Source organism: Acidovorax sp. LjRoot129 (assembly GCF_964253765.1).
Taxonomy (GTDB): Bacteria; Pseudomonadota; Gammaproteobacteria; order Burkholderiales; family Burkholderiaceae_C; genus Acidovorax.
Window position 1 is genome coordinate 2,371,319 of record NZ_CAXUSE020000001.1, and the last position, 19,534, is coordinate 2,390,852.

The following is a 19,534-nucleotide window of genomic DNA, read 5'->3' on the forward strand; positions in this document are numbered from 1 at the left end:
CAATACTTAACAACTCAAATGAAAATTCCCTTCTGCAACTACAGGACAACTGTCAAACGGAGGCAACCTCGACAGCCCAGCGACGAAGGAGCCCAATGATCCAGCTGCGTCATCTACGCTACTTCATCGTGGTCGCTGAGGAATTGAGCTTTCGTCGTGCCTCTGAACGCCTTCATGTGGACCAGACTCCCTTGTCCCGAGCCATGCGCGATCTTGAGGATCGGCTGGGTGTAGAGGTGCTAATACGAACTCCCCGGAGGCTTCAATTGACTCCCGCTGGGGATCGTCTGTTTGGTGAGGCGCGTGAGCTGCTGATGCAGGTAGAGCGCTCGATACGAGTGGTGCGCGAGACTGATGCACGAGTTCGTGCTCCGCTACGCATTGGGATCTCCGACGACTTGTCGCAGCCAAGACTTGCGCGATGCCTAAGTAGCTGGCGCAATGCGGTGCCAGAAGTTCCGTTGGAGGTCACAGAGCTAAGGGCTTCCGAGTTCGCACGCGCCTTGCGAAACGAGGAGGTGGATGCTGGCTTCTCATTCGGGCTTCCGGAAGACACATCCATAACGCAAGACATCGCATGGAAGTACTCCGCCGTCGCCGTTCTTCCGATCGGGCACGAGCTTGCGGGTCAGCCAGCCTTGTCCATTTCAGAACTCTTCACCTTCCCATTCTTGGCATACCGAACTGATCGGCAACCGGGTCTTGCGCATCAATTGCAGGCTCTTGTAAGACCGGATGTAGAGATGCCCTCGCTGAAGGGACATGCATGTACGTTTGCAGGCTACCTTACCCGAGTGGCGGCAGGATTCGGCGTTGGAATCGCGGACGTTGGACACGCGGCGATGCTTAGTCGCGCTGACGTAGTTGTCCTTCCCCTACGCGAGCCCATGCATATCTCCACTTTCGTCGCCCACAAGAGCACGCGAATAGGCTCATCAGTCGCGTTGCGACGCTTCATTGCCCACGCAAGAACCCAAGAGTGAAAGCATTCCCGGTGTACGCGAGATTGGTAGGGCCACCGCGAGACCATGAGTAGCTCCTTCGACGATGCCATCTGCACCGGCCCGAGGACTTGCAGGTCTTCGGCACGAGCGTTCAACAGCTTATGCCCCAGCCCTCTGCATTACGCCGCAACGGGTGCGCGATGCATTAATCAGATTCCAAACTCGGAGCAGCAGTGTCTTGAAGGCATTGCGCGAAGAAGGAGGAGCTCATGCCGAGTGTGGATTCAAACGGGATCTTGTTTGGGAGTGTCACCGTCGTTCTTGCCGTTTGCGTGGCTGGCGTATGGACGGGCACGCAATGGACGGCGCACGCGTTGGACTACCAACCAGGTCTTGGGCCGAGTTGGATCGATGTTCTTGGCTTACCGATCTACCAGCCCTGGAAAATATTTGAGTGGTGGTACTTCTACGATGCTTATGCACCTGAGGTGTTCGGGCGTGGGGGGCTCATCGCCGCATCGAGCGGACTACTCGCCACAGGAGCGGCCATCGCGATGGCGGTGTGGCGCGCGCGAGTAAGCAAGCACGTTACGACCTATGGTTCGGCACGATGGGCAGGTACTGAGGAAATTGCCGACGTCGGTCTAACACGGCCCGACGGAGTCTTTCTGGGGCGGACCGCCTGCAAAGGCGGTGAATATCTGCGTCATGAGGGGCCAGAGCACGTAATGGCCTTCGCACCCACGCGGTCGGGCAAAGGCGTTGGCCTGGTGGTACCCACTCTGCTGAGCTGGGCCGGCTCCGCAGTAATCCACGACATCAAGGGCGAAAACTGGTCGCTTACCGCAGGCTGGCGCGCTCGGTTCTCGCACTGTCTGCTGTTCAATCCTACCGACGCCAGGTCGGCTGCCTACAACCCACTGCTTGAAGTTCGGCGTGGAATGCACGAAGTCCGCGACGTCCAGAACATTGCCGACATCCTGGTGGATCCCGAGGGCGCACTGGAGCGTCGCAACCACTGGGAGAAGACCAGCCACGCATTGCTGGTCGGCGCCATCCTCCATGTGCTCTACGCGGGCGAAGACAAGACCCTGCGCGGTGTCGCCAATTTCCTATCGGACCCTGCCTCTCCTTTCGAGCTGACCTTGCACCGCATGATGACCACTGACCATGTGGGCGAAGGCCCCCATCCGGTGGTTGCCTCTGCCGCGCGCGAAGTCCTCAACAAGAGCGAGAACGAGCGTTCAGGCGTGTTGTCCACAGCCATGAGTTTCCTGGGCCTGTACCGCGACCCTACGGTGGCCGCAGTCACCTCGCGCTGCGACTGGCGCATTGCCGACCTGATCTCCGCCAAGCATCCAGTGTCGCTCTATCTGGTCGTACCACCTTCGGACATCAGTCGCACCAAACCGCTGATCCGCCTGATCCTCAACCAGATTGGTAGGCGTCTGACGGAATCGCTTGATGGATCGGACGGCATTGAGCGTCGCCACAAGGTGCTCTTGATGCTCGATGAGTTTCCGGCCCTGGGCCGCTTGGACTTCTTTGAATCGGCGCTGGCATTCATGGCAGGCTACGGCCTGCGCGCCTTCCTGATCGCGCAGTCGCTCAACCAGATCGACAAGGCCTATGGGCCCAACCATTCGATCCTCGACAACTGCCACGTCCGCATCGCCTTCGCGACCAACGACGAGCGCACGGCCAAGCGGATATCCGAAGCACTGGGCACCGCGACCGAGTTGCGCGCTCAGCGTAACTACGCTGGCCATCGGCTGGCGCCCTGGCTGGGCCATCTGATGGTTTCGCGCCAGGAGACAGCGCGGCCGTTGCTCACACCCGGGGAAGTGATGCAGCTGCCGCCCGACGATGCGGTGGTAATGGTCTCGGGGCATCCACCAATCCGTGCCAAAAAGCTGCGCTACTACCTGGACCGCAACTTCACGCACCGCGTTTGCAAAGCACCGGTCCTGTCTGCGGGGGCGTACGCAGATCGCCCTGCAGTCCGATCTGACGACTGGAGCGGGCTTGGACCGCTGTTGCCACCAGCCACTCCGGTTGGCGATGCCGGAGGTTTCGCGGACGACGGTGGGCACCAGCTCAATCCCGAACTCGGCCTGGCGTCTGCCGAAGCTCCCGACACGGAAACCAGTGACCTAATGGTGCTCGACGACGAGGATGATGCGCCGCTGCGGCCGCAGGACGTGGATCGTCAGTTGACGCGCATAGCACGCTTGGCGGCGCTGGACCCGGAAGATGGAATCGCGCTATGAGCCGGACCCGCCTCAACATCTTCATTGAGCCAGAGCATGCCAAGCGTCTGGACCGACTTGCCGTGCACAAAGGCGTATCGAAGTCGGCGATCATCGCCGCGGCGTTGGCGTCTTTCCTCTCTCCGGATGGCAGTGACCAACGCGAAGCGGCAACTGCCAAGCGTCTGGACAGGTTGTCGCGCCAGTTCGACCGGCTGGAGCGTGACCAGAACGTCTTGATCGAGACGATGGCGGTCTATGTCCGCTACTTTCTGACGGTTTCTATCCCGGTGCCAGAGGGGCACCAGGACGCAGCCCGCGCGCAGGGCAGGGCTCGCTACGCCCAATTCATTGAGCAACTCGCCCGGCATCTGCAGCGCGGACGCAGCCTGGTGCGGGAAGTGCATGAGGATCTGGGTGCGGCAGACCCTGCGGAGACTTCTGCGTCTGCTGAGGTCGCGCCGTTTGCACCCCCGACGGCTCCAACTGCCGAATCCGAGGAGGCCGACCTTGCATCCGGCGCCTGAATCCTCCTCTTCCGACGCTTCGCTCGCCCGGCGTATCCGCATGCTGCGCACGGCCATGGGGCCGGAGATCGCTGCCGCACTCGAAGACCCCGAAGTGGTCGAAGTCCTGCTGAACCCGGACGGCTCGCTGTGGGTGGACCGGCTCGGCACGGGGCGAGAGCCGACCGGCGCCGCGCTGCCACCTGTGATCGCCGAGCGGATCATCCGGCTCGTAGCCGCACACGTCCGCGCCGAGGTGCATGCGGGTCTACCTATCCTCTCGGCCGAGCTGCCGGAGACGGGCGAACGTTTCCTGGGCGTGCTGCCACCGGTTGTGCGCGCACCCTCGTTCGCGATTCGCAAGCGGGCGCTGCGCATCATGTCCCTTGCCCAATATGTGAGCGATGGCATCCTCACCGAGGACCAGGCGGCCTTCCTTCGCTGCGCCGTGCGGGAGCGCCTGAACATCGTCGTGGCGGGCGGTACCAGCACCGGCAAGACCACGCTGGCCAACGCGCTGCTCGACGAGATTGCCGACACAAGCGACCGCGTGCTCATCCTGGAGGACACGGTCGAGCTGCAATGTCGCAGCGATGACCATGTGTGCATGCGAAGCGAACCCGGTGTGAGCACGATGGCCGATCTGGTGCGCGCCACGCTGCGGCTGCGGCCCGACCGCATCGTCGTTGGCGAGGTGCGCGGCTCCGAAGCATTGGACCTGCTCAAGGCCTGGGGTACCGGACATCCCGGAGGCATCGCCACCGTGCATGCCGGTTCGGCGCGCGGCTCCCTCACGCGCCTGGAACAACTGGTGCAGGAGGTTTCTGTGACCGTCCCGCGCGCCCTGATCGCCGAAGCGGTCAACGTCATTGTCTTCATCGCTGGTAGGGGGCGGGCACGCCGTGTGCGCGAGATCGCGCGCGTCATCGGGTGCGATCAGCACGGCTACCAGCTCGACACCACGCTCGGGGCGCTGCCCTGGACCGCTCCTGCGGCTTCCACTTCGCCTCCATCTTCATCCACTTCAGGAGTACCGTCATGACGTATCCACCGCTTTCCGTAAAACCCATATTGCGCGGCGCAGTCGCCGCAGCACTGCTGCTGGCCGTTGCATTGCCCGCGCAGGCCGCAGGCTCCAACATGCCGTGGGAGGCGCCGCTGCAGTCCATCCTGGAGTCGATCCAGGGGCCGGTGGCGCGCATCGTCGCGGTGATCATCATCATTGCCACAGGTCTTACGCTGGCGTTTGGCGATACCGCGGGCGGGTTCCGCAAGCTGGTGCAGATCGTCTTCGGGCTGTCGATTGCGTTCGCCGCGTCCAGCTTCTTCCTGTCGTTTTTCTCGTTCTCGGGCGGGGCGGTGTTGGCATGACCATGACCGATCCATCCGTGTCCAGCGGATTCGAGGTGCCGCTGCACCGCTCCCTGACGGAGCCAATCCTGCTTGGCGGGGCGCCGCGCACGGTCGCGATCACCAACGGCACTCTGTCCGCTGCGGTCGGGCTCGGCCTGCAGCTCTGGATTCCCGGGGTGCTGCTGTGGATCGTCGGGCACTCGCTCGCGGTCTGGGGCGCCCGCATGGACCCGCAGTTCATGCAAGTGTTCGCGCGCCACATCAAGCAGCGGCAGCTGCTGGACGTCTGAGGGCCGCACCATGATCTCCCTCTTGGAATACCGGCGACGGCCCTCCCTTCTGGCAGACTGGCTGCCCTGGGCCGGGCTGGTCGCACCCGGCGTGGCGCTGAACAAGGACGGATCCTTTCAGCGGACGGCGCGATTTCGGGGGCCAGACCTGGACAGTGCCACGCGGGGCGAGCTGGTCGCTACGTCGGCGCGACTCAACAATGCGCTGCGGCGCCTGGGTTCGGGTTGGGCACTGTTCGTGGAGGCCGAGCGGCGCGAGGCTGCGGACTACCCGGCGTCTGTGTTTCCTGAACCACTGTCCTGGCTGGTCGATGAGGAGCGCCGCGCAGCGTTCGAGGAAGATGCCAGCCATTTCGAGAGCAGCTTCCACCTGACGCTGCTGTACCTCCCACCCGAAGAGACCCGGGCCAAGGCCTCTCATCTTCTGTACGAGAACCGGGACACCGAAGGAGTGGACTGGCGGCAGCGGTTGGACGCCTTCGTGACCGAGTCCGAGCGATTTCTGGGGCTGCTGGACGGGGTGATGCCAGAAGTTGGTTGGCTGGATGATGGACAGACGCTAACGTATCTGCGTGCCTGTGTATCCACACGCAGGCATGCGGTGGCGGTGCCCGAGGTACCGATGCACCTGGATGCGCTGCTGGCCGACGAGTCGCTGACGGGTGGCTTGGCGCCCATGCTTGGGACGCAGCATCTGCGCGTGCTCACGGTGCGAGGGTTCCCGACCTCGACCTGGCCAGGGATTCTGGACGACCTTAACCGCCTGGGCTTTGCCTACCGTTGGTGCAACCGCTTTCTGTGTTTGGACAAGGCTGAGGCGGTGAAGGAACTGATCCGGCTGCGGCGCCAGTGGTTCGCCAAGCGTAAGAACATTGTGGCCTTGCTGCGCGAGACCATCTTCCAGCAGGAGACGCTGCTGGTGGACTCGGACGCATCGAACAAGGCGGCCGATGCGGATGCGGCCTTGCAGGAACTGGGCAGCGACCAGGTGGCCTTTGGCTACGTGACTGCCACTGTGACGGTGCTTGATGCCGACGCGACCGCCGCCGACGAAAAGCTGCGCGCGGTGGAGCGAACCATCCAGGGACGGGGCTTTGTGACCATCCCCGAGACCTTGAATGCAGTTGAGGCATGGCTATCTTCGATTCCCGGTCATGCCTACGCCAACGTGCGCCAGCCCATCGTCTCAACGCTGAATCTTGCGCACATGATGCCTTTGTCGGCCGTCTGGGCAGGGCAGGAGCGCAATGCGCACCTGAACGGACCTCCCTTGATCGTGACGCGCACCGATGGCGCCACGCCGTTCCGGCTGGTCACGCACATCGGCGACGTGGGTCACACCCTGGTCGTCGGTCCCACAGGCATGGGAAAGTCGGTGCTGCTGGCGACCCTGGCGCTGCAATTTCGGCGCTACCCAGGCTCGCGCATTCTGGCCTTCGACATGGGTCGCTCGATTCGGGCCACCATCCTCGGACTGGGCGGTGAGCACTACGACCTGGGCAAGGGTGCGGAGGAGGGCGGAGAGATCGCCTTTCAGCCGCTGGCCCGGATCGACCGGGAGGGCTACCGCGGCTGGGCGTCCGAGTGGATCGAGGGCAGGCTCCGGCACGAGGGCGTCGCCGTCGGCCCACCGGAGAAGGACGCGGTGTGGTCTGCACTCAACAGTCTGGCCAGCGCGCCGGTGGAGCAGCGCACGATGACCGGCTTGTCGGTGCTGCTGCAGAGCAATGCGCTGCGTCAGGCCTTGCAGCCCTATGTGCTGGGTGGCGCGCACGGCCGACTGCTCGATGCCGACCACGACCGGATGGGCTCGGCTGACGTGCAGGGGTTCGAGATGGAAGAGCTGATGCACAGCAAGGCCGCCACGCAGGCCGTGCTGTCTTACCTGTTCGCGCGCTTCGACGAGCGCTTCGATGGAGCACCGACCCTGCTGATCCTCGACGAGGCCTGGCTGTTCCTCGACGACGCGTTGTTCGCAGCGCGCATTCGCCAGTGGCTGAAGACCCTGCGCAAGAAAAACGTCTCGGTGATCTTTGCAACGCAGTCGCTCGCGGACATCAAGGGCTCGACCATCGCTCCCGCCGTCGTGGAGAGCTGCGCGAGCCGCATTTTTTTGCCGAACCCGCAGGCCACCGAGCCGCAGATCCGCGTGATCTACGAGAGCTTCGGTCTCAACAGCCGGCAGATCGAAATCGTCGCTACCGCGCAGCCCAAGCGCGACTACTACTACCAGTCCCGACTCGGCAACCGGGTCTTTGACCTGGGGCTTGGACCTGTGGCGCTGGCGTTTGCGGCAGCTTCATCGCCCGAGGACCAGCGCGCCATGGATGCGCTGGTCTCCACCTCTGGATCTTCTGGTTTCGCGTCCGCCTGGCTGCGTCACCGTGGCGTGGATTGGGCAGCCGATCTCATCCCTTCATTTCTATCGATTTCTTCCACCTGAGGACTTAGCCATGAAACCTACTGCTGCGTTCAAACCTCGGATCGCGACCCTCGCTGCCGTTGTCGCGCTGACCATGGGGACAGCCGCTCCGGCGCACGCTCAGAAGATCGTCTTCGATCCCTCGAACTTCTCGCAGAACATCCTGACGGCCGCGCGCACGCTCGAGCAGATCAACAACCAGATCAGACAGCTGCAGAACGATGCCCGCAACTTGGCGAGGTTGGATTTCAGTGCGCTCGCTGAGCTGCGTGCTTCACTGGCTGCGACCAATCAGCTGATCCGTCAGGCGCAGGGTCTGGCCTTCGACGTGACGCGCATGGAATCCGAGTTCAAGCGGCTCTACCCGCAGGGCTACACGGCATCGATCTCGGGCAACCAGATGGCGCTGGATGCGCGGCAACGCTGGCAGAACTCGCTCGAAGCGCTGCGCACTGCCACCCAGGTGCAGTCCCAGGCAGTGCAGAACTTTGCTTCGGACGAACGTGCCCTGAACGATCTTGTGAACCGAAGCCAGTCGGCTGTGGGTGCCCTGCAGGCGATGCAGGCCACGAACCAGCTGATGGCCCTGCAGTCGCGCCAGGCCATGCAGGCGCAGCAACTGCAAATCACCCACGACCGGGCCACGGCGCTGGAGCAGGCGCGGCAGGTGGCGGTGCAGGAGCGGTCGCGGGAAGTGCGTCGGCGTTTCCAGGGTACTGGGACACCGTATTCGGCGGCGGCCGTGAGTTTCTACAGCCACTGATAGGGGGACGCGGGATGTTGAAGTTGTTGTGGATGGGCGCGGCTGGGTTGGCACTGGTGGCCTGCGATGAGGCGCCATCGATTGCGTCGGTGGAGTCGTTGGTGGCGAATCCTGAGAGACACAGGGAGCTGCGCCTACTTTGCAAAGCCGACCACGCGAAGGTGGGCGATGCCCAATGCAATGCAGTGGCCGAGGCGACGCGGCGGCGTTTCATGGGCGAAGGGACGCCGCACACGCCGTCCGCCCCGCCGCCAGTCACATCGGCTGCATCGCCGGCATCCGAGGGCGCTCCTTTCCTCGCCAAGGATGGGGCGTCGGCGCCATGAACGATGTTGCGGTCATTGACCGCTTTCTGGATGTGTTCTCGCGCTATATCGATTCGGGCTTTGGCCTGCTGGGTGGCGAGGTGCGTTTTCTCACGGCCACGCTCGTGGTGATTGACGTGACTTTGGCGGGGCTGTTTTGGGCCATGAGCCATGCGAGCGGCAATGGCGACGACGTGATCGCGCGGCTGATCAAGAAGGTGCTGTACGTGGGTGCGTTTGCCTTCATCCTCGGCAACTTCAACCAGTTGGCCGGCATCCTGTTTCGGTCATTTGCAGGGCTGGGACTGACGGCATCGGGTTCGGGTATGACCCAGGCGCAGCTGCTGCAACCGGGCAGGTTGGCCAAGGTGGGTATTGACGCAGGGCGACCCATCATGGCGCAGATCAGCGAACTGGTGGGGTTTCCCGACGTCTTCGCAAACCTCGACACCGTCGTCGTGTTGTTCCTAGCTTGGCTGGTGCTGATCGTGGCGTTCTTTGTGCTTGCGGTGCAGCTTTTTGTGACGCTGCTGGAGTTCAAGCTGACCACGCTTGCAGGTTTCGTACTGGTGCCGTTTGCTCTGTGGAACAAGACGAGCTTCCTGGCGGAGAAGGTGCTGGGCAATGTGGTGTACTCGGGCATCAAGGTGTTGGTGCTCGCCGTGATCGTTGGGATCGGCTCAGGGTTGTTCTCTGAATTCACGGTGGCGCCGGGCGCGGAGCCTTCCATAGACCATGCGCTGACCATCATGCTGGCGGCGCTCGCGATGCTGGGGTTAGGAGTCTTTGGACCAGGGATCGCGACCGGGCTGGTGTCTGGGGCGCCTCAATTGGGAGCGGGGGCTGCTGCCGGCACGGCGCTGGGTGCTGCTGGTCTGGCTACGGCGGGAGGTGCGGTCGCTGTGGGGGCCGGGTCGGCGGTGGCCGCGGGTGCACGCATGGCGCCCAGTGCGGCGCGAGCTGCCGTCGGCGCTGGCTCTGGCGCTGCCCGTTCGGCCAATTCCGTGGCCGCGGGCGCGAAGGCGGCCTACCAGGCCGGCGCGGCTGCATCAGGATCGAGCGGCGTCCGCGCTGCCGGAGCGGGCGTGGCCAATGTTGCGAAGACGGGCGCTAGTGCCGTGGGGCAGCAGGTTGCGTCGGGCACCAAGGCCGTAAAAGAGCGTATGGCGGGCTTTGTGTCCGAAGCGGCCGCGCCTGCAAACGCGCCGTCCCCTGCGGATGCGGATGAGGCTGGTCCTCCGCCTGCAGAGCCTGCATGGGCCCGGCGCATGCGCCGCAGGCAACAGGCCAGCCGTGCGGCCACCACGGCGATCCATACCTTGCGCTCGGGCGACCACGGCGGCAGCGGGTCGGGCCCCAGCCTGCGTGACAGCTCGAATTCCTGAAGGAGAGGTTTCTATGCGATTCAAACGACCCTTGGTGCGGTATTCGGACACGCCGGAGCCTGCTACACCCTACCAGGCTGCCGCGCAGGTCTGGGACGAGCGCATTGGCTCAGCCCGCGTGCAGGCGAAGAACTGGCGGCTGATGGCATTTGGCTGCCTGAGCCTGGCCTTGCTCATGGCAGGCGGTCTGGTCTGGCGCTCGGCGCAGTCCATCGTGACTCCCTATGTCATCGAGGTAGACCAAGCCGGACAAGTGCGCGCGGTGGGGGAGGCTGCCACGCCTTACCAGCCCAGCGATGCGCAGATTGCGTTTCATCTGGCGCGCTTTGTGACCGACGTGCGCTCGCTATCGATCGATCCGATTGTCGTGCGGCAGAACTGGCTTGAGGCCTATGACTACACCACAGACAAGGGTGCTGCGACCTTGAATGACTACGCGCGCGTGGCCGACCCGTTCTCGCGCATCGGGCAGCAGTCCGTTGCCGTGCAGGTCCACAGCGTGGTGCGGGCCAGCGATGCCTCGTTCCAGGTGCGCTGGACGGAGAGGCGCTATGTAAACGGCGAGGCTGCCGGCCTGGAGCGCTGGACCGCCGTGCTGTCCATCGTGCTGCAGGCGCCGCGCAGCGAGGAGCGCCTCCGGAAGAACCCATTGGGCATCTACGTCAACGGCCTGTCGTGGAGCCGAGAACTCGATTCCAGCGAAGGAGTGAAGAAGCCATGAATACGAATGTACGGAAAGTCGCTTTGGCGGCGATGGGGGTGGTGATCCTGGCCGGCTGTGCCTCGCGTGGCAAGCCGCCGCCGGTGATCGCTCTGGACGAGCCTGCGGGTGTGCAAGCGACGCTTGCAGCTGCCGATCCGCCTGCGCCGGTGGAGGTGGTGGCGATACCGCAGCCCTTGGCGTTGCCCGGGCAGTTGAAGGCCTTGCCAAGCGCCAAGGAGCTCAAGGCAGCGCCGGAGTCCTCAGATGAGGCGCAGCGTGTGTCGCGGGCGAACGAGGAGGCACGGGTTGCGCCCACGCGCGAAGGCTACGTCAACGCGATCCAGGTCTGGCCCTATTCCGATGGGGCGCTGTACCAGGTGTACACCAGCCCGGGCCGCGTGACGGCGATCGGGCTGCAGCCTGGCGAGGAGCTGGTGACAGTATCGGCCGGCGACACGGTGCGCTGGATCGTAGGGGACACGACAAGCGGCTCTGGTGGCACCTTGCGCGTGAACGTTCTCATCAAGCCAACTCGGGTGGGGTTGAAGACGAACCTGGTCATCACCACCAATCGCAGGACGTACCTGGTGGAGCTGTCCTCGACGCCACAGGCTTGGATGGCTTCGGTTTCCTGGGACTATCCAAAAGACCGGATGTTGGCGCTGCAGAAGCAGGGGAGGGAGGCCCAGGTGGCAGCTCCGGTGGAGTCTGGGCTTGCGCTGGAGCAGATCCGATTCAGCTATGCGGTCTCAGGCGACAGCCCGCCCTGGAAGCCGCTGCGGGCGTTTGACGACGGGCAGCGGGTCTACATCCAGTTTCCGGCGGGCATTGCCCAGGGGGAGCTGCCACCGCTTTTCGTGATCGGAGCGAAGGGGGATGCCCAGTTGGTGAACTATCGCTTCCGGTCGCCGTACTACGTCGTGGACCGGCTGTTTGGGGCGGCGGAGTTGCGGCTGGGTGCATCCGGCAAATCCAAGGGCGAGGTGGTGCGCATCGAGCGCACGGATCGCGCGGGCAGCGTTGGCGCACCCACGGGAGGCGGCTCGTGAACGCGGCGGCATCGGCAGCACCCGCCAAAGTGGACCCGGAGAGCCTGGCGCTGCGTGCGCAGCCGCGCCCTGTGGTTCGGCTTAATCGTCGCATGCTGGTGCTCGGGGCGGGAACACTGGCTGCGGCGGTGCTGGGCGGCACGGTGTGGTCGCTGCAGGTGCAGCACCGTTCGCGCAACCCAGCGACGGAGTTATTCAACGTGGAACGCGTGTCACGCGCTGAGGACCTTGAACGGTTGCCCAGGGACTACGCCGATCTGCCCAAGGCGCCGCCGGTGCTGGGCGAGCCGCTGCCGGGCGGCCTGGGGCCGGCCATCGTGAAGGCGCAGCAACCGGTGGGCTCGGTTATCGATCCGGAGCAGGCGGAACGGCTGGCGGCGGAGGAAGCGGCAAGGTCTTCGGTATTCTTCCGCAGCAGCGGCAACGCCGGTGGTGGGAGGCCGGGAGCTTCGGAGGCTGCCGGCGCGGTCGAACCCGCTGCGCAGACCTCTGGGAATCAACCGTTCAATCCGATGAGCGCGATGGAGAGCTCAGCCGCTGCGCCAACGGATCCTACGGCGGTCCAGAACCGGCAGGGACAGAAGGAGGCGTTCCTTTCCAATGCCGGTGATACGGGAACACGCAATCCGGGCAGGCTCCAGCTGCCCGCCTCTCCGTACCAGGTGATGGCGGGCACGGTCATCCCGGCGGCGCTGGTCACCGGCATCAACTCCGACCTGCCAGGGCAGGTGATAGCCAATGTGACGGAGGCGGTCTACGACACGGCAACGGGGCAACACCTCCTGATTCCGCAGGGCTCGCGGCTGATCGGGCGTTACGACAGCCAGGTGGCCTTCGGGCAACGGCGCGTGCTGCTGGTCTGGACCCGGCTGGTGCTGCCAGATACGTCGTCGGTGGCGCTGGACAAACTGCCTGGGATTGACCCGGCGGGCTATGCCGGGCTGGAGGATGGTGTGGATTGGCATTGGGACCGTATCCTTGCAGGGGCGTCGTTGTCGACGCTGCTGGGAGTGGGGGCGGAGCTTGCGGCGCCCGACAGGAGGGCGGATGGCAGCCGCCTGGTGATGGCGACCCGGGAGGGCCTGCAGGATTCGGTGAACCAGGTGGGGCAGGAGATCACGAACCGCAATCTGAGTGTGCAGCCGACGCTGACGGTCCGGCCGGGGTTTGTGATGCGGGTGATGGTAAGCAAGGACTTGGTGTTGCGGCCGTACCAGCCGCTTTTCTTCAAACGGGGAGTACCGCGATGACCAAACGTGCTAGCCGATTGAGTCTGGGGGCGCTGCCGCGGTCTGATGCGGTAAAGCTCACTGTCTCGTTGCCTGCGGACCTGAAAGCGCAACTGGATGACTATGCCGCGATGCATGGCCGCGTGTACCAGCTGCCAGTGGATGCAGCTTCTCTGGTTCCCCACATGCTGGCGGCTTTTATTGCTCGGGATCGTGGATTCAAATCATTAATGCGCAAGGAGAAGCTGGGATAGCGAAGCGCGACCGTGCCGCATACGTCAGCGGCAATCCTGGCGAGTAGAACAAGCCAAGCGAAGGTTTGAGACTTCATGCGGTGGCCTTTTGCTTAGCCCTGCGCTGTATGGCCTGAGAGGCGCTAAGAAGCGGTATCCGACACCCTCATCTACGCCGTCATCAGTGGCCACGGCCACGCTGACTGCATCGCTACCTGGCACAGCCCCCGAGGGCATCTACTGTCTAGACCTCAGGACGGCGCCCCGTAAGTGCCCGGTTCCTTCCGCACCGGTGAATCCACTTGGGCGATCAAAAGAATGGTCCTTCGGCATCAAAATCGGCGGTGGTGACGCAGGCGCGTTGGAGCTCCTGCACCAACGGCCTGGGGTCGTCGTTCCGAAAATGAAAACTGTAGTCCAGCTTGCGCAGCTTGTGCCGACTTGACAGTACCGCAAGCCGCCCCCGCTGCTCCAGGCCGCGCGCCAGCCCCGTTGGCAAGATGCCGACGCCTTGTCCCGCAACGATCAGACCAGCGACCGCTCCCCACTGGTTGCAGGACACCGTCTGTGCCGGCTGTGCTTTTGCGCGGGCCATCCAGTCATCGAGAACGTAGGTGATCCCTGAGCCACGAGGCAACGTGATCAGGGTGTGCTCTTCCCAGGTCGCAGCGTTCAGTGAGCGCAGGCCACGCGCCAACTGAGGTTGAGCGCACCAGACAAACGAGGCGCTGGCCAAAGGGGTGCACCGCAATGAGGGCCGTGCTGTGCGCCCGGCAATCACCGCGGCGTCGAGGTCTCCACGCTCCAGTCGCTGCGCCAGGGCCTCTCCTATATCCACCGTGATTGAGATGCTCAACTGAGGATGCGCTTCGCGCAAGGCTGCAGCCCAGCGGGGCAGCCAAGTGATCGAGGCAAGTTCGCCCGAGCCAATGCGGCAACTTCCTTGCAGCCCATCGGCCACGCCCGCGGCCGCGCGAAACTGCTCGGCACGGCGAAGCAATTCGACGGCCTGCGGCAGAAGGCGCTCGCCCGCCGCGGTCAGTGTCGCTCTGTGGCCGCTTCGATCGAAGAGCGGCTGCCCCAAAGACATTTCCAGTTCCACCAGCCGCTTCGACAGCGACGACACCGTGAGGTGCACGCGCTCGGCGGCCGTAGCAAAGCTGGCGCAGGTGGCCGCCCAGTAAAAGGCCTCGAGTTGCTTGAGGGTCATAGCCTATTGTCGCAAAGGCGAACGTCCGGTTATCAAATTAATCGCTTTTCTGCTAAGCGGGTCTTCAATAGATTTGAGGGAACGGAGCTTTATCGCCATGTCCACCCCCAGTTCTTCACTACCTACCGCTGCAGCCCTCCCGTCAGACTCCTGGAAGGCGTTCAATGGCCCGCGGTTGCGGGGACCGCTGTCAAAACTGCTGTGCTTGGATGACTTCCAGCAGCTGGCTCGCAAGCGACTGCCACGTTCCATCTACGGCTACGTCGCAGGTGCCGCTGAGACGAACGCGAGCTTGCGGGACAACCTCAATGCCTTTGAAGAGTGGGGCTTCGTGCCCCGCGTGCTGTGCAAGGTCGCGCGCCGAACCCAACATGTCTCGTTGTTCGGGCGCGAATACGCCTCGCCGTTCGGCATCGCTCCAATGGGTCTGATGGCTCTATCTGCCTTTCAAGGAGACTTGGTGCTGGCACGCGCTGCAAGCCGGGCCGGCATTCCCTTTGTGCTGAGCGGCACCTCGCTCATCCCGATGGAGCAGGTGATGCGCGCAGCGCCGGGCAGCTGGTTTCAAGCCTATCTGCCGGGTGATGAAAGCCGGATCGATGCCTTGCTGGAACGCGTGCAGCGCACCGGGTGCGACACACTGGTCGTGACGGTGGACCTTCCGGTCGCAGGCAATCGCGAGAACAACATCCGAGCCGGTTTCTCAACGCCTCTGCGCCCCGGCTTGCGATTGGCTTGGGACGGGCTTACGCATCCTCGTTGGGTCCTGGGTACGCTGGCCCGGACGCTCTGGCAAGGAATGCCTCATTTCGAAAACTCGTTTGCCGAGCGTGGGGCGCCCGTCATCTCACGCAATGTTGACCGCGATTTCTCCCAACGTGACCACTTCGACTGGAGCCACATTGCTCGCATCCGTCAACGCTGGGCGGGCAACCTGGTGGTGAAAGGAATCCTCGGCGATCGAGATGCCACTCTGGCCCGCGAACACCATGTGGACGGAATCATTGTCTCCAATCACGGCGGCCGGCAATTGGACGGGGCCGTATCCGCACTGCGCATGCTGCCAGAGATCGTGACCGCCGCCCGAGGGATGCCTGTGATGCTGGACGGCGGAGTGCGCCGAGGAAGCGACGTGCTCAAAGCACTAGCGCTAGGCGCGCGAATGGTGTTCGTGGGCCGCCCGTTCAACTTTGCGGCGGCAGTTGCAGGCGAGCCGGGCGTTGCGCATGCCATTGACCTGCTGCGCGCCGAGGTGGATCGCAACCTTGCAATGCTGGGCGTCACCAAGCCAGGGGCATTGGGCCCCGAACACCTGATGAACCTGAAAGGCTTGGCATTTCGCTCGGCCACCTGAGAAAAGGAGACTCTCGATGAAACTGCATCAACACTTTGTGCTCGCCGCAATCATTGCCCTGGCCGGCGGTCACGCTGCCGCTCAGTCCTACCCGTCCAAACCCATCAAGCTTCAAGTCCCGTTCGCGCCCGGTGGAACAACTGACATCATCGCGCGCGTGATCGCCGATCCGCTGGGCCGCGCGCTGGGGCAAAGCGTTGTTGTGGAAAACAAGTCTGGCGCAGGGGGCATGCTGGGCGCTGCCGAGACGGCGCGCTCGCTGCCGGACGGTTATTCCCTGGGCATCGCGACCGTGTCCACCACGGCGGCGGCGCCAGCCATCAATCCCAAGAGCCCGTACAACCCAGTGACGGACTTCACACCCATCATCAACATTGCAGCTACGCCCAATGTGATCGCTGTGCATCCAAGTTTCCCGGCCAAGGACTACGCGGGCTTTGTGGATGCGCTGAAAAAGAGTCCTGGCAAATATTCGTATGCGACGGCTGGCACTGGCAGTATTTGTCACCTGCAGATGGAGCTGTACAAGAGCAGCGCAAAAGTCTCTGTTGTCCACATTCCGTACCGCGGCTCTGGCCCGGCGCTGAACGACGCAGTGGCGGGCCAGGTCAACATGGTGTTCGACAATCTTCCCTCCGCGCTGCCTTTCATCAAGGACGGGCGCCTCGTCGCAATTGCTGTCGCCGCGCCCCAGCGGCTCAAAGAGCTCCCAAACGTGCCTACGTTCAAGGAAATTGGCTTGGAGCCGGTCAATCGAACCGCGTACTACGGCATATATGGGCCTCGTGATCTTCCGAAGGAGGTCGTCAGCAAAGTGCACGCCGGCGTCATCAAGGCGCTTGCCGACCCGGCCGTGCGCAAGCGCATCGAGGGCACCGGCTCGAACGTTGTCGCAAACTCCCCGGAGCAATTTGCCCAGCAGATTCAGGCGGAGTACGAGGTCTATAAGGCGGTGGTTCAATCCGCCGGCCTGACATTGGAGTAGGCGCCGCGGCTAGCCGGTGCGAGCGAACTCCTTGCGCGGATGGCCATCTGGTTGATACCAAGAAGCGAAAGTGACACTGTGATTAGAAAACATCGGGTTCTGTTGGCGGGGATTGCAATATCCGTGGGCTGCATCGCTCAGTACGCCTACGCCAACCCAGGAGTTGCAGCCTGTGCGCTGTCCGACATTGATCTCGCCGATCACACTCTGACTGAGCATGAGCGCCTGCGAGTAGAAGGTGGACTGCGTATCTCGCGTTTTTATGGCACTCCGCAAGCGACGCCGATTGTTGTCTTCTGGGACCGGTCGACGTGGCTTGGAAAGTTGAATCTCAATGAGTATGCGAGTACCCACATGTTGGGCACGCGGGTCTGCGTTTTTGTAGGGCCGAAGGGGAGATCCGTGGATGTGGTTGCCCACGAGCTCGTACACGCCGAAGTCTTCGAGCGCGTAGGGCCTTGGGCACGGGCAACGCAGCTACCTGTTTGGTTTGATGAAGGTCTGGCGATGCAGGTGGACTACCGCGACGCCTATGACCTGCCCGAGAACTTCGACACCAGCTACGTGCGGACGTTGGCCAGTCCAGCGGCCTTCTACACCGCAGCCGAGGGTGCACTGACGACGAATTACGGTTCTGCAAAGGTTGAAGTCGCTCGCTGGGTCGCTGGCGTAGGAGCCAAGTCGGTTTTTGCGCAGTTGGCCCGGTTGCGTAATGGCGAACCGTTCGCCAGTATCGACACGCCATAATAATGTCGCGTCAAAACAGGCCAGCCTGGGCATTTTCACGCTTGCTCAGTTCGTTGGCGATGTTAAAGTTTTTTTTCACTCTAAACGAGGGTAGGTTATGTCTGTTCTAGAAAACGCTAAAAAAAAGTCGAAATTTTATATCCCGGTTTATTTGCATTAGTTTTTAATCAAGCCGGGTTTCAAGGAAAACAATTGAAGACCCTTACCGAAGACTATTTGAGCGATTGCAGGGCGAGTCTCCACCAGGAGCAAAAATTGTCCATGGCTATTACCAATGGGTGGAGTCATGTGGACAAGGCCAAAGTTCACGCGGATTGGGATTCGCTGTACAGGCAATTGGCACCCTTAGTAGGGACTTGTGCGCCTGGAAGTGACGAAGTTAAGCGTTTGATAGCCCAGCACTACGACATAGCGTCTCGATTCTATGTACCCAGCCGAGAGGCGTACATCGGACTCGGAATGTTCTATAGAGAAAATCCGGCGATGCGTCAGTTCCACAACAGCTACCATCCTCTAATGGCTGAATTTCTGGAGATGGCGTTGAGAGAGTACGCGCTGAATAATCTCTAATGTAAGTTGGAGCGTTTGTTAAACCCCTGCAGCTAGTCTGCAGGGGTTTTTTTGTTCTAACCTTGAAAATCCCCCGTGATGTCGCTTTTGTGCTTGGCCCATAGTAGGAGCGACGGTCGGCTCTTGCTTGAAGGAGGCTTGGCATGGGCAGCGCAACACCTGTCTCGGGGCTGCCCCGATCAGACGCGTAAGTGCTCTGGCTGTGGACTCGATGCTCAGTTGTGACAAAAGCCCGACGGGAGGTGATGGTTCGTGGGTGGGTTTGTCAGTAATGCTCGCATCTCAATGGGATGTCTCGGTTCGAGCGGCTCACGCTTCCCAATTGCACTTCACGGTGAACTTTCCCCATTTCGTCGCAACGTTGTGGAGTTAATACCAGGGGTCCGGCACATTCGCCTCGCTGCTTGGTTGGGTGACGCTGGGTGAACGCCCTTTGCGCACCGCTGATCAGGAGCGGGCATCTACATCTTCCAAACTCTGCGAGCGAATTCCATGTTACTTACCCTCTTAGTACAGCAACCTGAAATGATCTGGGTAGTCGTCCATCGGACACCGTACTGGGTTTGGGGCGTGCTGCTTGCGCTTTGGGCGTATGGGGTCGGCCAGTTGCGACCGAGCAAACGACCAGTCAACCGCGCGATTGCAGTGCCATTGGTTTTCAAAGTGCTATCGGTTCTTGGCGTGCTTTCTGCATTCAGGGCCTCAGAAGCACTTCCGTTGGCACTGGTCGTCTGGCTTGTAGTGGCTGTTTCTACTGCCGCGGCGCTGACTGTGCTGCTACCAGGCGTGCCACGCGGCACGCGGTATCTGAGAGCTGAACGAAGATTCGAGATGCCTGGCAGCGTATTGCCGCTCCTTCTGGTTACTAGCATCTTTCTAACCAAGTACTACGTAAACGTCGAGGTTGCGATGAATCCCGCAATGGTGAGCGATTCAATCTTTGTAATGGCAGTGGCTGGCGCCTACGGCCTGTTATCCGGGGTGTTTTCGGCCAGTTCGGTCCGCCTTTGGCGTCTCGCTCGAGCAAGCTCGCTGGTGGACGCCGATAAGGCAAGGGTCGACGCAGGATTGGCGCAAAGTTAACTATTGCGTATTCCAGTGACGGGTGACCGGCGGGCCCAGGTGCTCGAGCGTCCTGCTGCATGAGCTCCGGGCCTCGCCGGACCCATAAGCAGCCCCACATCGTGTATAGCTGGGGCCTATGCCCCTGAAGCGGTTGAGGACGAGAAGGACTCGT

19 protein-coding genes are annotated in these 19,534 nt (G+C 62.6%); 18 read left to right on the top strand and 1 reads right to left on the bottom strand.

Annotated elements, in window-relative coordinates; all coding sequences use genetic code 11:
* Positions 1–95 precede the first annotated feature (95 nt).
* The 13 genes from ACSQ3Q_RS10895 to ACSQ3Q_RS10955 all read left to right on the top strand — a co-directional run bounded on the left by ACSQ3Q_RS10895 (position 96) and on the right by ACSQ3Q_RS10955 (position 13,452).
* The gene (locus ACSQ3Q_RS10895; protein WP_436134396.1) at positions 96–983 is read left to right on the top strand and encodes a LysR family transcriptional regulator; all 888 of its coding nucleotides are present in this window, start codon (positions 96–98) and stop codon (positions 981–983) included.
* A 230-nt stretch (positions 984–1,213) separates the two neighbouring features.
* A complete protein-coding gene (locus ACSQ3Q_RS10900) occupies positions 1,214–3,214 on the top strand; it encodes a conjugal transfer protein TraG (protein ID WP_436134397.1) in 2,001 nt (666 codons plus the stop codon).
* Entirely contained in the window at positions 3,211–3,720 is a 510-nt protein-coding gene (locus ACSQ3Q_RS10905; RefSeq protein WP_436134398.1) for a CopG family transcriptional regulator, read from the top strand. The genes ACSQ3Q_RS10900 and ACSQ3Q_RS10905 overlap by 4 nt, the downstream gene beginning before the upstream one ends.
* A gap of 40 nt (positions 3,721–3,760) precedes the next feature.
* Positions 3,761–4,741: a P-type conjugative transfer ATPase TrbB gene (gene trbB, locus ACSQ3Q_RS10910; protein WP_436136980.1), complete on the top strand. Its 981-nt coding sequence runs from the start codon at positions 3,761–3,763 to the stop codon at positions 4,739–4,741.
* Complete coding sequence (locus tag ACSQ3Q_RS10915; protein WP_436134399.1) at positions 4,738–5,070, top strand: TrbC/VirB2 family protein; 333 nt, start codon at positions 4,738–4,740, stop codon at positions 5,068–5,070. The genes trbB and ACSQ3Q_RS10915 overlap by 4 nt, the downstream gene beginning before the upstream one ends.
* Before the next feature lie 2 nt (positions 5,071–5,072).
* Positions 5,073–5,342 (top strand): VirB3 family type IV secretion system protein, encoded by a 270-nt coding sequence (locus ACSQ3Q_RS10920; RefSeq protein WP_436136981.1) that lies wholly within the window; start codon positions 5,073–5,075, stop codon positions 5,340–5,342.
* A gap of 10 nt (positions 5,343–5,352) precedes the next feature.
* The gene (gene trbE / locus ACSQ3Q_RS10925; RefSeq protein WP_436134400.1) at positions 5,353–7,785 is read left to right on the top strand and encodes a conjugal transfer protein TrbE; all 2,433 of its coding nucleotides are present in this window, start codon (positions 5,353–5,355) and stop codon (positions 7,783–7,785) included.
* 10 nt (positions 7,786–7,795) lie between these two features.
* Positions 7,796–8,527, top strand: a complete 732-nt coding sequence (gene trbJ, locus ACSQ3Q_RS10930) for a P-type conjugative transfer protein TrbJ (RefSeq protein WP_436134401.1) — start codon at positions 7,796–7,798, stop codon at positions 8,525–8,527.
* Positions 8,528–8,849: 322 nt separating this feature from the next.
* Positions 8,850–10,217: a P-type conjugative transfer protein TrbL gene (gene trbL / locus ACSQ3Q_RS10935; RefSeq protein WP_436134402.1), complete on the top strand. Its 1,368-nt coding sequence runs from the start codon at positions 8,850–8,852 to the stop codon at positions 10,215–10,217.
* Positions 10,218–10,230: 13 nt separating this feature from the next.
* Positions 10,231–10,938, top strand: a complete 708-nt coding sequence (trbF, locus tag ACSQ3Q_RS10940) for a conjugal transfer protein TrbF (protein WP_436134403.1) — start codon at positions 10,231–10,233, stop codon at positions 10,936–10,938.
* Positions 10,935–11,969, top strand: coding sequence for a P-type conjugative transfer protein TrbG (gene trbG / locus ACSQ3Q_RS10945; protein ID WP_436134404.1), 1,035 nt, complete (start codon positions 10,935–10,937; stop codon positions 11,967–11,969). The genes trbF and trbG overlap by 4 nt, the downstream gene beginning before the upstream one ends.
* Positions 11,966–13,219 carry a TrbI/VirB10 family protein gene (locus ACSQ3Q_RS10950; RefSeq protein ID WP_436134405.1) on the top strand — a complete coding sequence of 418 codons (1,254 nt, stop codon included), beginning with the start codon at positions 11,966–11,968 and terminating at the stop codon, positions 13,217–13,219. Before trbG ends, ACSQ3Q_RS10950 begins: the two co-directional genes overlap by 4 nt.
* Complete coding sequence (locus ACSQ3Q_RS10955) at positions 13,216–13,452, top strand: DUF2274 domain-containing protein (protein WP_436134406.1); 237 nt, start codon at positions 13,216–13,218, stop codon at positions 13,450–13,452. The genes ACSQ3Q_RS10950 and ACSQ3Q_RS10955 overlap by 4 nt, the downstream gene beginning before the upstream one ends.
* Positions 13,453–13,741: 289 nt before the next feature.
* Here the strand turns inward: ACSQ3Q_RS10955 and ACSQ3Q_RS10960 are convergent, their stop codons facing one another.
* On the bottom strand, positions 13,742–14,641 hold the full coding sequence (locus ACSQ3Q_RS10960; protein ID WP_436134407.1) for a LysR family transcriptional regulator: 900 nt from the start codon (positions 14,639–14,641) through the stop codon (positions 13,742–13,744).
* A gap of 97 nt (positions 14,642–14,738) precedes the next feature.
* Here ACSQ3Q_RS10960 and ACSQ3Q_RS10965 point away from each other — a divergent pair, with 97 nt between their 5' ends.
* The 5 genes from ACSQ3Q_RS10965 (at position 14,739) to ACSQ3Q_RS10985 (ending at position 19,380) form a co-directional block, all read left to right on the top strand.
* The gene (locus ACSQ3Q_RS10965) at positions 14,739–15,995 is read left to right on the top strand and encodes an alpha-hydroxy acid oxidase (protein ID WP_436134408.1); all 1,257 of its coding nucleotides are present in this window, start codon (positions 14,739–14,741) and stop codon (positions 15,993–15,995) included.
* 16 nt (positions 15,996–16,011) lie between these two features.
* Positions 16,012–16,980: a tripartite tricarboxylate transporter substrate binding protein BugE gene (locus ACSQ3Q_RS10970; RefSeq protein ID WP_436134409.1), complete on the top strand. Its 969-nt coding sequence runs from the start codon at positions 16,012–16,014 to the stop codon at positions 16,978–16,980.
* Between the two features lie 39 nt (positions 16,981–17,019).
* Entirely contained in the window at positions 17,020–17,727 is a 708-nt protein-coding gene (locus tag ACSQ3Q_RS10975; RefSeq protein ID WP_436134410.1) for a hypothetical protein, read from the top strand.
* Positions 17,728–17,919: 192 nt separating this feature from the next.
* Entirely contained in the window at positions 17,920–18,297 is a 378-nt protein-coding gene (locus ACSQ3Q_RS10980) for a TipAS antibiotic-recognition domain-containing protein (protein WP_436134411.1), read from the top strand.
* A gap of 492 nt (positions 18,298–18,789) precedes the next feature.
* Positions 18,790–19,380: a DUF6622 family protein gene (locus ACSQ3Q_RS10985; RefSeq protein ID WP_436134412.1), complete on the top strand. Its 591-nt coding sequence runs from the start codon at positions 18,790–18,792 to the stop codon at positions 19,378–19,380.
* Positions 19,381–19,534: the final 154 nt, after the last annotated feature.